At 74.8% G+C, this 14,630-nt stretch carries 9 protein-coding genes; 4 read left to right on the top strand and 5 right to left on the bottom strand.

Annotation, left to right across the window (positions count from 1 at the left end):
• Positions 1-88 precede the first annotated feature (88 nt).
• The 3 genes from HD595_RS04785 (at position 89) to holA (ending at position 4,705) form a co-directional block, all read left to right on the top strand.
• Positions 89-547, top strand: a complete 459-nt coding sequence (locus tag HD595_RS04785) for a ComEA family DNA-binding protein (protein WP_253765963.1) — start codon at positions 89-91, stop codon at positions 545-547.
• 697 nt (positions 548-1,244) lie between these two features.
• A complete protein-coding gene (locus tag HD595_RS04780; protein ID WP_253765962.1) occupies positions 1,245-3,407 on the top strand; it encodes a ComEC/Rec2 family competence protein in 2,163 nt (720 codons plus the stop codon).
• A 314-nt stretch (positions 3,408-3,721) separates the two neighbouring features.
• The gene (gene holA, locus HD595_RS04775) at positions 3,722-4,705 is read left to right on the top strand and encodes a DNA polymerase III subunit delta (RefSeq protein ID WP_253765961.1); all 984 of its coding nucleotides are present in this window, start codon (positions 3,722-3,724) and stop codon (positions 4,703-4,705) included.
• Between the two features lie 209 nt (positions 4,706-4,914).
• Here the strand turns inward: holA and HD595_RS04770 are convergent, their stop codons facing one another.
• On the bottom strand, positions 4,915-5,403 hold the full coding sequence (locus tag HD595_RS04770; RefSeq protein WP_253765960.1) for a MarR family winged helix-turn-helix transcriptional regulator: 489 nt from the start codon (positions 5,401-5,403) through the stop codon (positions 4,915-4,917).
• A gap of 139 nt (positions 5,404-5,542) precedes the next feature.
• Here HD595_RS04770 and HD595_RS04765 point away from each other — a divergent pair, with 139 nt between their 5' ends.
• Positions 5,543-7,117, top strand: a complete 1,575-nt coding sequence (locus HD595_RS04765) for an MFS transporter (RefSeq protein WP_253765959.1) — start codon at positions 5,543-5,545, stop codon at positions 7,115-7,117.
• Here HD595_RS04765 and HD595_RS04760 read toward each other — a convergent pair.
• The 4 genes from HD595_RS04760 to HD595_RS46600 form a co-directional block, all read right to left on the bottom strand.
• Positions 7,047-7,745, bottom strand: a complete 699-nt coding sequence (locus HD595_RS04760; protein ID WP_253765958.1) for an ABC transporter ATP-binding protein — start codon at positions 7,743-7,745, stop codon at positions 7,047-7,049. The genes HD595_RS04765 and HD595_RS04760 overlap by 71 nt on opposite strands.
• A complete protein-coding gene (locus HD595_RS04755) occupies positions 7,735-8,658 on the bottom strand; it encodes an ABC transporter ATP-binding protein (RefSeq protein WP_253765956.1) in 924 nt (307 codons plus the stop codon). Before HD595_RS04755 ends, HD595_RS04760 begins: the two co-directional genes overlap by 11 nt.
• Before the next feature lie 186 nt (positions 8,659-8,844).
• Positions 8,845-11,469 (bottom strand): FtsX-like permease family protein, encoded by a 2,625-nt coding sequence (locus HD595_RS04750; protein WP_253765954.1) that lies wholly within the window; start codon positions 11,467-11,469, stop codon positions 8,845-8,847.
• Positions 11,470-11,539: 70 nt separating this feature from the next.
• Positions 11,540-14,626 (bottom strand): ABC transporter permease, encoded by a 3,087-nt coding sequence (locus HD595_RS46600; protein ID WP_253765952.1) that lies wholly within the window; start codon positions 14,624-14,626, stop codon positions 11,540-11,542.
• Positions 14,627-14,630: the final 4 nt, after the last annotated feature.

The raw sequence follows: 14,630 nt of genomic DNA, 5'->3' as shown, positions 1-14,630 counted from the left end.
GGCAGCCCTGGCGGCAGGCGTCTTCCTCTGGCGCTCAGAACCAACCCCGGAGCCGCTCCCCATCACATCCCCCACACCCCAAGAAAGGGTGTCCCGCCCAACGCCGCTCCTCTCGCCGACCCCCACGGGCGAGGTCACCGTCCACATCACCGGCAAGGTACGGAAGCCCGGCATGTACACCCTCCCCATGGGCGCCCGCGTGGCCGACGCGGTGAAGGCCGCCGGGGGAGTACGTCAGCCCGCCGCGGCCTCCACGGTCAATCTCGCCAGACGCCTCATCGACGGCGAACAGATCACCGTCGGCGCCCCCGGCGTCGGCAACCCCCAAGCCCCGCCTCTCACGGACCCCGCCACCACGGTCCTCGACCTCAACACCGCCACCCCCGACCAACTGGAGCAGCTTCCCGGCGTGGGCGAGGTCCTGGCAGCACGCATCGCCGACTTCCGCACCACCCACGGCGGCTTCACCAGCGTGACCCAGCTCCAGGAGATCCCCGGCATCGGCACCAAGAAGTACGAGGAACTCAAGGACAAGGTCCGCATCTGACATGCCCCGCCACGCCACCCCCGGGTCGACCTCCGACACGCCGCGCGATTCCACCTCCGACCCCGCCCTCGACGGATCCGGCGATCGAACCACCAGCCCGCACCCAGTCACGCCACCGGCCGAGGAAACAACCAATGCGGCGGCCGGAGCTCACGTCTGGATCCTCACCTGCCCGGCCCTCGCCACCTGGGCCGCAACCCTGGCACTCCTGCACAGTTCTCCCGCCGCCGCCCTCACCGTGTCAGCCCTCGCCGCCCTCGGATCCCTCACCGCGGCACTCATCACCCGCCGCCGCAGCCACCTCACCCAGGAAGCCACTCCCCACACACACGAAAGCTCCGGAGGAGCGGACCACGCCGACCGCACCCGCGAAGCCAACGTCCACACAGACAGGCACTCCGGAGGCAACACGAAGCAGCACTCCCGCGACCACCCCCACTCGCACGAGCAGCCCCATGGCGCCCAACCCTGCACGGACGGCAGCCCGCACACAGACGACCGTCTGCGCCTGCACGGCACCCCTCGCGCGGACAATGACTCCCACGCAGACACCACGCGCCACCTAGGCGACAACCCCCACCATGACCGGCACACCCAAGGAGAAGACAGTCGCGCGGGCAACACCCGACCCGGCCACGATCGCCACCAAGATCGAGGCCACCGCCCACGCCCTTGGCGCAACCTCATCATCGCCACCTTGGTCTGCACGGCCGCCGCCTCAGCGTCCGTCGCCGCGCGCGTTCACGCCGTCACCACGGGCCCCGTCGCCGTGCTCGCCCACCAAGGAGCGACGATCACCGCCGAGATCACCCTCACCGACGACCCCAGGATCAAACTCGGCCGGTTCCGCCAGGAGCAGGCCGTCGTCCACGCCACCCTCGACTCCTACCGGACACCCCGCCGCCGCGAAGCAGTGAGCCTCCCCGTCCTCGTCCTCGCCCACGGCCCCGGATGGCGTCCTCTCCTACCCAGCCAGCGCGTCCAGGTCACCGCGCGGCTCGCCGAGCCCACCCCGGGCGAACTGACCGCCGCCGTCCTGTTCGTCCGCGGAACCCCCAGCGTCCTCACGCCCCCGAGCCGCGTCCAAGCCGTCGCCGGCACCCTGAGGCAAGGTCTGCGCACAGCGGCCGACGTCCTCCCCGCCGATCAGCGCGGCCTTCTGCCCGGCCTCGTCGTGGGCGACGTCTCCCGCATGGACCCCCACGTCAGCGCAGACCTCAAGGACTCCGGCCTGAACCACCTCAATGCCGTGAGCGGCACGAACCTGTCCATCGTGGCGGGCGCGGCGCTCGCCCTGTCCCGCCTCGTCGGACTCCCGCTCACCCTCAGGGCGGGCTTCGCCGCCATGGCCATGATCGGCTTCGCCGTGGTCGCCCGGCCCTCGCCGAGCGTGCTGAGAGCCCTCCTCATGGGCCTGGTCGCGGCCGTCGCCCTCGCCACCGGCCGGCCCAAGGACGGGATCGCCGCTCTCTCGGCGGCGGTGCTCCTGCTGCTCCTCTTCTCGCCCGACCTGGCGGTCTCGTACGGCTTCGCCCTGTCGGTCTGCGCGACGGCCGGAATCCTCCTCCTGGCGCCCCGCTGGCGCGACCGGTTGAAGCTGAGGACGAGGCTGCCCGGATGGGCGGCCGAGGCCGTCGCCGTGCCCTGCGCCGCGCAGGTCGCCGTGACACCGGTGCTCGTGCTCATGGCCGGCCAGGTGTCCCTGGCGGCGATCCCGGCCAACCTGCTCGCCGGTCCGGCGGTGGCGCCCGCGACGCTGCTCGGGTTCGCCGCCGCGCTGGTGGCGCCGTTCTGGCCGGCGGCGGCGCAGCTGATCGTCGTCCCCGCCGGCTACGCGGTGGGCTGGATCATCACGGTGGCCGGCTGGGCTGTCGGCCTTCCGCTCGCCACCCTGCCGTGGCCGGGCGGCCTCGCGGGTCTCGGGTTGCTCGCCCTGGCGGCTGTCGTCGCGACGCTGTTGACCAGGCGCCGCGCCTGGCGGGCCGTGGCGCTGGCGGTGGCGGCGGGCGCGCTGGTCGTGCTGCTGGTCGTACGGCCGATCGTCGCTCCGTGGCCGCCGAAGGCGTGGCTGATGGTGGTGTGCGACGTCGGCCAGGGTGACGGCCTGGTCCTGGCGGCGGGCCAGGGACGGGGCGTCGTGGTGGACACCGGCCCCGACCCCGTCACCATGGACCGCTGCCTGCGCCGCCTTGGCGTGACCGACGTCCCGCTGGTCATCCTCACCCATCCGCACGCCGACCACATCGACGGACTGTCCGGCGTCCTGAGGGGCCGGCGGGTGGGGGCCGTCGTCGTCAGCCCGCAGCGCACACTCGAACAGCAGGCGTCCCGGCTGTCGGCGGACCTCGCCCGGCGCCGCATCCCCCAGTGGACCGCGCCGCCGGGCGCCCGTTGGCGGCTGGGCCCGTCCGAGCTGACCGTCCTGGCCCCCGAACCCGCCCGCGCCGCGCCCGCCGGCCAGGGCGAGGGCAGCGCCGCCAACAACTCCAGTGTCGTCGTCCACGTACGCTGGCGGACCGGCTCGGCGCTGCTGAGCGGCGACATCGAGACCGAGGCCCAGGACGATCTGCTGCGCGGCGGCCTGCTTCCCCAGGCCGACATCCTCAAGGTCCCGCACCACGGCTCACCCCGGCAGGACCCCGCGTTCTTCGCCGCCGTCGGAGCCCGCGCCGCCCTGATCAGCGTGGGCGCGGGCAACGACTACGGCCATCCGGCGCAACCGACTCTGTCGCTTCTGCAACGCCTGGGCGCCCGCGTGTACCGGACGGATCGGTCGGGAGATCTCGCGGTGGTGGAACGGGAGGGACGCCTGGCCATCGTGTCCCGGGGCAGGCAAGGTGATGCCCGGCCTCCTCCGTGATGGCGGGGGACGGGAGGATTCCGGGCCTCTTCCGTGATAGCGGCCGGTCAGGAGGATTCCGAGCCGCCTCCGTGATGCTGGGGCAGTCTGCCAGGTGGGTGGCCTGGGTCGCGCCTGTCCGGTGCTGGTCCACATCTTGCTTGTCAGGTGGTCTAAGGCTTGCCTGTCGGGTGCTGGCCCAGGTCCTGCCTGACGGATGGTGGGTTGGGTCTTGTGCGAACGTCGCTCGTCCCAAGAGAGGGCAGGTCCGGGATGGTGAGTCGGTGATGGGGCGGACGGGGTCGTCGAGTACCCGGTTGTCGGTGGAGCGTGGGATGCTGCTCGACATGGCGGGAAGCGATCCAGCACTGGTGACCCTGGTCGTCGGCGACGAGGAGTTGCTGGCCGAGCGGGCCGTCGGCGCCGTCGTGGCGGCGGCGCGGGCCGGCGATCCGGGTGCCGAGGTGCACGACCTCGTGGGGTCCAAGGTGGGGACCGGGGACCTGGTCCAGCTCACCTCGCCGTCGCTGTTCGGCGACCGGTCGGTGGTGGTGATCAGGTCCGCGCAGGACCTGGCCAAGGAGGTCGCCGCGGAGGTCGTCTCCTATGCCTCCCACCCGTCGGGTGACACCGTGCTGGTGCTGGCGCATCCGGGCGGCGCCAAGGGCAAGGCGCTGGTCGACGGGCTCAAGAAGGCCAAGGCGCACGTCGTCACCGTGGCCAAGCCGACCAAGGCGGGGGAGCGGCTCGACTTCATCAAGAGCGAGTTCAAGCGGGCGGGCCGCTCGATCGCCTCCGACGCCGCCCAGGCACTTCTGGACGCCGTGGGCAACGACCTGCGCGAGCTGGCCGCCGCGTGCAGTCAGCTCATCTTCGACACCGAGGAGAAGACGGTCGGCGTCGCCGCTGTGGCCCGCTACCACAAGGGCCGGGCGGAGGTCACGGGGTTCAACGTGGCGGATGCCGCGGTGGAGGGGCGGCTGGCCGAGGCCCTGGAGCAGTTGCGCTGGGCGCTCGGCACCGGAGTCGCCCCCGTGCTGCTGGTCAGCGCGCTGGCGGGCGGGCTGAGGTCGATCGCCAAGGTCGCCGGGGCTCCGCGCAACCTGCGGGGCGGCCAGCTGGCGAGCCACCTGGGGATGCCCCCCTGGAAGATCGACCGGGTCAAACGGCAGCTCAACGGCTGGGGGCCGCAGGGGTTGTCGCGGGCCATCCAGGCCGTGGCCGACGCCGACGAACAGGTGAAGGGCGGCGGCGCCGACCCGGCGTACGCGCTGGAACACGCCGTCCAGGTCATCGTGGCCAGCCGCACGGGCCGATAGAAGCCGAGACGCAGCACGGGCTGCCCGGCAGTAGTGGAGAGTTGCGGCTCGGGGCGCCTCGGGTCCTTCATACGCTACGCAGCGAAGGAGCGGGGTCCGGGCCTACCTTGACGCCTCAGTGGCGGAGGGCTGGGCGTGGGGTCGCTGGTTCGGTGCTCATAGGGCGTCGGCCGGTTCGGGCTCCTCAGTGGTGGAGGGCCGGGTGCAGGTCAGCGGCGGGATTCCGCCTGGATCATGAGGCGTTTGAGGAGGGCGTCCAAGGTCTGCTGCTCGTCCGCGTCCAGCGCCGAGACCAGCTCCGACTCCACCCGCGCCCGGATGGCCATCGCCTCCGTCCACAGCTCGCGGCCCTTGGCGGTCAGTTCCACGTCCACCCGGCGGCGGTCGTCCGACCCGCGGACGCGGCGTACGAGGCCCGAGCGCTCCAGCGTGTCGAGGCGGCCGGTCATGCCCGCCGGTGACAGCAGCATCTCGGCGGCGAGCTTCGACGGCGTGGCCGACCCGCCGGCCGCCACCAGCCGGTGCAGCGTCTCGAACTCGAAGTCCTGCATCCCCACCTGGGCCAGCGCCGCCTCCTTGAACTGCTTGAGGTGCTTGACCAGGAACTGCATGCGCGTGACGACACCCTCGACCCGCTCGTCGTAGGGCGCCTTGCCGCGCCAGCGCGCCAGGTGCCGATCGACCGAGTCGTCCTCCACGCACCCGATCATACGTCGGCCGAGGCGGGAGCGTTCGGCGACGAAGCGTTCGCCGGCGAAAGATCGTTCGAGCCGTAATACGGTAGTCAACATAATATTCGTTGACGAAAGATTCGCTGGCGAAATATGCTCCCTGGCCATGACACGTCGCCTGCTCGTCGGGCGCGGGCTGTCCGCCCTGGCCACCGCGCTCATCCCCACGACCCTCACCCTCGCCGTCCTGCGCACCCACGGACACGAGTCCGGCGCTCTGGGAGTGGTGCTGGCCTGCGAGCTGGTCCCGCTGCTCGTGTTCCTCCCGGTGGGCGGGGTGCTGGCCGATCGGCTGCGTCCCGAGCGGGTCATCCTGCTGGCCGACCTCGTACGCTGCCTGGCCCAGGTTGCGATCGGCGCCGAACTGGTCGCCGGGTCCGGGCGGCTGGCCGTGCTCGCCGTGCTGTCGGCGGTGTCCGGTGTGGCCATCGCGTTCGGCATGCCGGCCGTACCGCGCCTGGTGGCGGCCTTTGTTCCGGTGGCCGACCGGCTGCGCGTGAACGCGCGTATCGGTGTCGTGACGAGCGTGTCCGGCGTGGCCGCCCCCGCGGTGGCCGGTGGCATGGCGATGGCCGTGGGCCCGGGCTGGGCCGCCGCGCTGACCGGCCTGCTGTTCGCCGGTTCGGCCCTCACCCTGGGCGGCATCCGCACCTCCGGCGACGTCACGCCCGAGAACCGCCGGACTGAGGCGCGCGAGAACCGCCGGGCTGAGGCGTACGAGAACCGCGGGGCTGAGGCGTACGAGAACCGCGGGGCTGAGGCGCCCGACTTCCGCGGGGCTGAGGCGTACGAGAACCGCGGGGCTGAGGCGCCCGACTTCCGCGGGGCTGAGGCGTACGAGAACCGCGGGGCTGAGGCGCCCGACTTCCGCGGGGCTGAGGCGCCCGACTTCCGCGGGGCTGAGGCGCCCGCGTATCGACGGACTGGCGCGTCAGCGGATCGCCGGACGGACGCTTCGGCCGATCGACGGACTGGCGCGTCGGCGAACCGAGAGACCGCAGAGAAGCGGTTCGGGCGGGAGTTGGCCGAGGGGTGGCGCGAGGTCCGGGTGCGGCCCTGGTTCCTGCGGAGCGTCCTCGGCCACGGCGTCTGGCACCTCACCGCCGGCCTCTTCCTCACCCTCGGCCCGCTGACCGCCGTCGCGCACCTCGGCGGCGAGGGCGCGTGGGTGCTGGTCGCGCAGGCCGGCACGGCGGGCCTGGTCCTGGGCGTGCTGGCGGCGCCGCGCCTGCCGATCCTCGGGCCGATCAGCGCGGCGACCGGCACCACGAGGATGCGCCGGCCGATCGTCGTGGTGCAGGTCGCCGCCGCCCTGTACGCCCTGCCGCTGGCGGCCCTGGCCGTCCCGGCGCCCGCCTGGGTCATCGCGGGCGCCTACTTCGCCGCCATGTGCGGCCTCGGCGTGCTGAGCCCGCTGTGGGAGACCGTCGTGGCGCAGGAGATCCCGGAGGGCGCGCTCGGCCGGGTGCGGTCGCTGGACCAGCTCATCTCGTTCGCGGCCCGGCCGTTCGGGCTGGCCGTGGCGGTGCCGCTGGCCGCGCTGGCCGGGACGACCGGGCTGCTGCTCGCGGCCGGGGCGCTGGTCGCCGCGGCGAACCTCGCGGCGATCGTCAGGACGCCTGTGGGACCACCTCGTGCAGCACCCCGTCGGCGATCTCCAGCACCCGGTCCGCGAGCGTGATGAGGCCGAGGTCGTGGGTGGCGACCAGCGCCGTCACGCCCTCGCCGCGCACCAGCGCCCGCAGCAGCTCCATGATCTGCCGCCCGGTCTGCGAGTCGAGCTGCGCGGTGGGCTCGTCGGCCACCAGCAGCCGCGGCCGGTTGGCCAGGGCCCGGGCGATGGCCACGCGCTGCCGCTGCCCGCCCGACAGCTCGTACGGCCGCTGGTTGCCGTGCTTGTCCAGCCCGACGAGGGCGAGCAGCATCCGCACCCGCTCCTCCCGCTCGCCGGCCGGCATGCGGTTGAGCCGCATGGGAACGCCGACGTTCTCCGCCGCCGACAGCACCGGCACCAGCCCGAACGACTGGAACACGAACCCGACCACGTCCCGGCGCAGCCCCACCAGGTCGTCCTCGGCCATCGCCGTGACCTCCTGCCCGGCGACGACCACTCGGCCGGCGTCGGGCCGGTCGAGGCCGCCGATCTGGTTGAGCAGCGTGGTCTTGCCCGACCCGGACCGGCCGCGGATCGCGATCAGCTCGCCGGGGTACGCCTCGAACGTCACCTCCCGCAGCGCCACGACCTCCTTCGGTCCGGTCCGGTAGACCTTGCGCAGCCCCTCCACCACGACCAAGGGCTCACTGCTCACTCGAGGGCTCCTCTCTGGCCGGCCATACGCCGATATGGTCGGATTCGAGCTCCAGGCGTACCCGTCGCTCCATGTTCAGGGCGTTCATGAAGTCGCGCGGAAGCTGCAGCCGCCCCACCCGGTCGAGCACGGCGTACTCCTCGGCGACGACCTGCCCCTCCGCGCCCTCCCGGCGCAGCGTCTCGCTGCTGGTACGGCCGTCGCGGATGCCGATCGTCCGGTCCACCTGCTCGGCCACGAGCGGGTCGTGGGTCACGATGACGACGGTCACGCCCAGCTCCCTGTTGGCCTTGCGCAGGGCGTCGAACACCTCCTCCGAGGTGTCGCTGTCCAGCTCGCCGGTGGGCTCGTCGGCCAGGATGAGCTGGGGCGAGTTGGCCAGCGCGACGGCGATGGCCACCCGCTGCTGCTCGCCGCCGGACAGCTCGCCGGGCCTGCGCCCGGCCCGGTCGGCGACGCCCAGCAGGTCCAGCAGCTCCATGGCCCGGCCCTTGCCGCGGCGGCCGGCCAGCCGTACCGGCAGCTCGGCGTTCTCGCGCGCGGTCAGGTACGGGAGCAGGTTGCGCGCCGTCTGCTGCCAGATGAACCCGACCACCTCCCGCCGGTAGCGCAGGCGGTCCTTGGCCGTCATCGACAGCAGGTCCATGCCCGCCACCCTGGCCACGCCCGCGGTGGGCACGTCCAGGCCGGACAGCACGTTGAGAAGGGTGGACTTGCCGGAGCCGGACGCGCCGACGACCGCGACCAGCTCGCCCTCGTCGATGAGCAGGTCCAGGCCCTGGAGGGCGACCACCTCGACGCCCTCGGTCTTGTAGATGCGCACGAGGTTGTCGCACACGATGTGGGCGTCGCCGCCGAAGGCGGCCCTGGGCGCGCCGGCCTGGGCCTCCAGCTCGGACAGGGTGGGGTTCATGGCGGGATCACCTGCTCACGACGGGGTGGGGGTGGGGATCGGTGACGATGGAACGGAGCCCGCCCGCGACGGCGTGAGGGCGTGGGTCGGTCGAAGGAAGCTCGCCCGCGACGGGGTGGGGGCGTGGGTCGGTCGAAGGGAGCCCGCCCGCGACGGGGCGGGAATCGCGGATGGGGGCGTGGCCGGTCATGTGAGGTCGCCCGTCCGCAGGAGCGTCGCACCCGAGCCGCGCCCGCGTCCGCGCCCGGCCGCCGTGTGGACGTACGCGCCGAGCCCGGCGGCCACCGCGAGCCCCGCCGCCAGCAGCACCGGCACGGCCAGGTCCGGGGCGTACCCCTGGACGGCCACCCCGCCCGCGTACGACGACAGGTCGATGCCCGGCCCGAGCGCCGCCGGGAGGGCGAGCCCCAGCCCCAGGCCGACCAGGGCGGTGACGAGCACCAGGGGCAGGATCTCCAGGGTGGTCAGCCCGCGCGCCTGCCGCTCCGACAGCCCGAGCGGACGCAGGAAGGCCAGCGCCCGCGTCCGGTCCGCCGCCCCGATCACCAGCATGACGACCACGGCCACCAGCGCGTACGCGGCCAGCGCCACGGTGGTGATCCCGAGGACGGTCCGCACGGTGCCGGTGAGCGGGGCGTCGCGGATCGCGGCCAGCTCGGCGGCCTGGGAGGTGACGACCGCGAGCGGCTGCCCGACGGCCCGCGCCACCGCCGCCGGGTCGGCGTCGCCCTTGACGAGCAGGGTGTTCACGGACGGCCGCGCGTTCACCCGCAGCGGCGTCACGAGGAACTTGCCGCGCGTGAAGAACCCGGGCACGGCCGTGACCACCCCCGCCTCGGTGATCTTGGTTCGGGCCTGCCAGCCGATGTCCATCGTGCCGCGCCCGTGCAGCTCGGGCGACACCAGCGCGGGCAGCCCCGAGGCGGACGCGGGGAGCGCGGGCAGGCCGGCCGGTGAGTCCTCCAGCACCCGCCGCCAGGCGGCCACGTCCACGGCGATGGCCTCGGCCCGTTCGCCGGTGTAGCCGAGCTGGACCTGCCCGGTCTGCGCGGGCACCACCAGCTCGACGCCGGGCACCGCCCTGACCCGTTCCACCACGCCGGCGGGCAGCTCCACCCGGGACGTCACCTTGATCGGCGCGCCGACGGCCTGCCAGGCGGCCTGCCGCTGCGCCGTCTCCACCGCGCCGGAGATCACTGAGGCGAACACCGACACGGCCAGCGCCGGCAGCAGGATGAGCACCGGCAGCACGCTGGCCGGCCGCGCCCGCGCCGCCCGGGTCAGGCCGAGGAACGGCACGGCCGCCCGGCCGCGCGAGGCCAGCCGGACGAGGAGGCGGAGGGGGTAGGGGTAGCAGCGGATCGTGACCAGCGCGGCGGCCACGGTCAGTGCCACCGGCACGACCAGCAGGAACGGGTCGTCCCCGGCCTCGCCGGCGAGGCTGCGCGAGCGCAGCAGATATGCCCCGGCCAGCGCGAGCACCACGACCAGCGCCTCCAGTGTGGTCCGGCGCAGCGGGGGCCGGGCGGCGGCCACGTCGTCGCGGCGCTCGCGCAGCGGCGTGCGGTGGGCGACGACCGGCCGCGCGGCGGCGTAGCCGAGCGCCACGGCGAGCACCAGCGCCGGTCCGGCGTGGACGACGAGGGTGGGCGGGCCGGGCACCAGCCAGGACAGGGCGTACCCGGCGACGGCGGCCGGCACGGCGGCGAGCGCCACCGGTCCGGCCCCGGCCGCCGCGAGGCGCCGCAGCGACGCGCCGCGCGCCCGGGCGAGCGCCAGGGCGGTGTCGGCGCGTTCCGACAGCAGTCGTACGGCCAGCACGATGACGCCGACGGCCACGGCCAGCAGCCCGCCGAGGACCAGGACGGTCACGGTCCGGGCCGTGTTCTGCGCGGTGAGGAACTTGTCGAGCAGCTCGGGCAGCCGGGTGTTGAGCTGGTAGCGGCCGGCGGTCGTGGCCGGCTCGACCGTCACGGCCCGCACGTAGTCGGTGATGGCGGCCTCGACGTCGGCGGCGTCGAGCGAGGTGGGCGCGCCCGGGTCGAGCCCGAGCGTCCAGGTGTAGACGAGGTTGCGGTCGTCGCCGTCGAGCCGGGACAGGCTCGCGGCGGAGATGAGCGCGGTCGCCCGCCGCTCCACCTCCAGCCCGCCGGGCGGCAGCGTCTCGACGACCCGGACGACGTCGTTGTGGAGGCTCCAGTAGCGGTCGGCCGCGTCCACGGCCGCGTACACGCCGACGACCTTGACGGCCGCGTAGTCGCTCTCGCCGAGGATCTGCGTGGTGCCGACCTTCAGCCCCATCCTGGCGCGGGCGTCCTCGGAGACGCCGACCTCGAACACGGGGATGGTCTCCCGCTGGTACGTCATGGAGCTCGGGGCGCCGGGCGGGCGGCCCTCGGTCCAGCGCACCCGCCGGTCGGCGTCGGACAGCCAGCCGACGTTGAGGTAGCGCTTGCCGCTGGAGCCGTGGACCGGCGTGTCGTACGTCACGGCGCTCATGTGGCTGGTGCCCTGGCCGGCGGGCAGCACGAGCGGCCGCAGCGCCGGGGGCAGGAGCGCGCGCAGCCGCGCGTCGGCGGCGGCGAACTGGGCGGGCTCGCGCAGGCTGTTCTCCGCGCTGGGCGGCTCCACCTGCGCCAGCAGGTCGGTCTGGAGGGCCGGAGCGCCGCGCAGGGCCGCGTGCAGCGCGTCGTCGAAGGACGCCTGCAGGGCGCGCGGCAGCCCGCCGACCAGCAGGCACGCGCTCAGCGTGAGGACGGCGAGCAGCGCCACCGGACCGAGGTGGACGCGCGCCGGCACCAACGACCTCACAGCGCCCTCCCGAGACGGAGGCGTACATGACCTCACAGCGCCCTCCCGAGACGGACGCGCGTCAAGGGCTTCACTGCAGCTCCCCGAGGCGGGCGCCGCGCCCGCGCACGCTGCGCGCGAGCCCGGCGACGATGACGAACAGCAGGGCCGTCACGAGCGCCAGCATGCCGGCGGTCGCGGCCCAGGGGACGTCGAGCACCACGTCCGGCGTGACCGCCGACGCCTGCCCGGTCAGCACGACGTGCGGCACGACCAGCACACCCATGACGGCGGCGAGCGCTGTGCCCGCGACCAGCGACAGCCCGACCACGAACGCCTGCTCCACGACCAGCAGCCCGAGCATCTGCCGCGAGCTGACCCCGAGGGCCCGCAGGACCGCGAACTCCGCCGACCGTTCCCGCGCCGCGACCGTGGCGTTGACGAGGAACCCGAGCACCGCGAACACCAGCGCCGCCACGAAGCCGAGGATCAGCGCGCCCTGCAGGCCGCCGGCCAGGGGGTCGTCGCGCAGCGCGGCGGTCACCTCGCGCCGGTCCACCGCGGTCACGTCCCACTGGGGGTGGCGGCCGAGGGCGGCGCGGGCGGGCCCGGTGTCGCCGTCGCGCACGGCCAGCCACCATTCGGTCGCGGGCCTCGGCTGCTGTCCCGCCGCCAGCGCGCGGGCCTGGAGCGCGCCCCAGTCCGCGAGGACGGCCTGCTGGTCGCCGGCCGTCGTGGGCATCCGCTCGACGATGCCCGCCACCTCCACCTCGACCACGTCCCGGTCGAGCGTGACGCGCCCGATCTGCCCGGTCCGCAGCTTCAGCGACTCGGCGAGCCCGGCGGTGAGCACCACGGGCAGCGGCTCCTGGGCCGGCGCCCGGCCCGGGGTGAAGACGACCGGCCGCGCCGCCGTGACCTCCAGGGTCCCGGCTCCCGGCAGGGCGACCGGGTGGCCGCCGGCGACCAGGCCGGTCAGCGTCACCTCGGCCGTGCCGTCCGCGACCGGCCCGACGGCCAGGCCGCGGACGCGCAGCGGGTAGGCGATCTTCCCGTCACGGCCGGTCAGCCCGTCCAGGGACGCCTCCAGCCGGTTGGCGCCGGCCTTCAGGGTGCCGAGCGGCAGCTCCCGCCACACGCCGAGCGCGTCGGAGAAGGTCAGCCGCAGCGGCGCCGCGGCGTCCGAGCGGGCCTCGACGGCGAGCGCGGCCGGCTTGCCGGGGATCTCCAGCCCGCCGGAGCCCGGCCCGGCGGGGCGCAGGGCGCGCGACAGCTCGCCCGCGCCGCGGTCGGACAGGTCGGGGCGCAGCCGGAACAGCTCCGTCAGCCGCGCGGCGTCGAGCCCGAGCAGGACCGCGTCGCCGCCGCCGAACTCCGCCTGTCCGCGGAACGCGGGCGAGACCGCCGTGACGCCGGGCAGCGCGGCGAACGCCGTCCCGCGCCCGAGCGCCCCCAGCTCCGGCCCGTCGGGCGGCCCGGACAGCCGCAGGTCGGCGCCCGCCCGGTGGTCGGCCTGGTCCTGCTGGGAGGTGCGCCAGGTGGCCGCCGTGGCCATCGACATGACGCCGATCGCGACGGCCATGGTCAGCAGCAGCGCGGGCCCGGAGTACCGCAGCGGGCGCCGGCTCACCTGCCAGGCGCCGAGCGCCGGGGCGAGCGAGCGGCGGCGGGCGGTCAGCCGCTCGGCGAGCCGGGAGATCCGCGGCACCAGCCGCAGCCCCAGCATGCCGCCCGTGAGCAGCGCCAGCGCGGGCCCGGAGACGATCAGCGGGTCGATGCCCAGCTCGCCGGTGGCGGTGGCGGTGACGGGCGCGCCGTACCGGCGTAGCTGCCAGATGGCCAGCGCCGCCACCACGAGCAGCGCGACGTCGGCGCCCGCCCGCTCGCCCAGGCCCCGCCCGCCGCGCCCGCGGGCCGCCTGCTCCTCCACGTACGTACGGCGGGCGCCGGCGAGCGCGGGCAGCACGAGCAGCACCGCCGAGGCCAGCGCCACGCCCGTGGAGACGAGGAACGTCCCCAGGTCGGCCCGCGGCGCGAGCCGCACGCCGGAGGCGGCGATCCACGGCAGCGACCCGACGAGCGACAGCAGCGGCGGCGCCAGGAACGGCGCGACCAGCGCGCACGGCAACGCCACCAGCAGCGCCTCGCCGGCCGCGAGCGCGGCCAGGCGGGGCGTCCCCGCGCCGCGCGAGCGCAGCAGCGCGACCTCCATCCGCCGGTGGTCGGCGAGCAGGCGCGCGGTGAGCATGAGGGCGTACGCGGCGAGCAGCAGAAGCTGGAGCACCGGGATGAGCATGGTGGAGCGGGCCACCAGCGCGGCCGTGCCGAGCTGGGTCAGCAACTCCGGCAGGCGGCTGGTGGCGGTGCAGGAGCCGCAGCCGCCGTCCTGGAGGGCCTGGCGCAGCCCCGCCACGCGCGCGGCGAACGGCCGCAGCGCCTCGGGCGTGATGCCGCGCAGGTCGGGGACCGCGGTCCAGGTGGTGTTCACGTTGGTGGCGAAGCGGGGCAGGAAGGTCTCGCGCGGCACCATGAGCGGGCCGTAGGTGGTGAAGTCGCCGCTCTCCACGCCCCGGCTGAGGAGCTGCTCGCCGGCCCAGCGGTCGCCGAACGGGTCGTCGAGCTGGAAGACGCCGGTGACGCGGACCCGCACGGTCCGGTGGTCGAGACGGCCCTGGGTCGAGAACTCCTGCCCGGCCTCCCACCCGGCCGCCGACGCCGCCGAGAGGGACACGGCAGCCTCCACCACGGGGGCCCCGGCCGGGGCGGGACGCGGCCACGAGCCGGTCACCAGCCTGGCGTGCCGGTCCAGGGAGTCGTAGGAGCCGAACCTGAGCAGCCCGGGGCGCTCGCGGCGCTCCTGGCCGGGCAGCACGTACGAGTCGGAGCGGAAGGCGGTCGTGATCGTGACCGGGGCCCCCGCGTAGGCGGCGCCGATCCGCTCGCGCACGGCCGCGTCGAGCCGGGGGAACGTCTCGGCCGTCACGGGGGTGGAGACGATCGCGGCCACCTGGCGCAGCGACGCGGTCTCCATCGCCCGGCGCACGCCCGCCTCGGCCGTGGACGTGGCGTACATGGTGAGCGAGACCAGCGTGGTCGTCGCCAGGAGGATCGATCCGAACGCCGCCAGCAGCAGCAATGGCTCGCTGAGCGCGCGCCTGAGCACCCACGGCCCCCGCACCGTG

The sequence above is a fragment of the Nonomuraea roseoviolacea subsp. carminata genome, assembly GCF_024172185.1.
Classification (GTDB): domain Bacteria; phylum Actinomycetota; class Actinomycetes; order Streptosporangiales; family Streptosporangiaceae; genus Nonomuraea; species Nonomuraea roseoviolacea.
The sequence above is the reverse complement of the archived record's forward strand: the minus strand, read 5'-3'. Positions and strand labels throughout refer to the sequence as shown.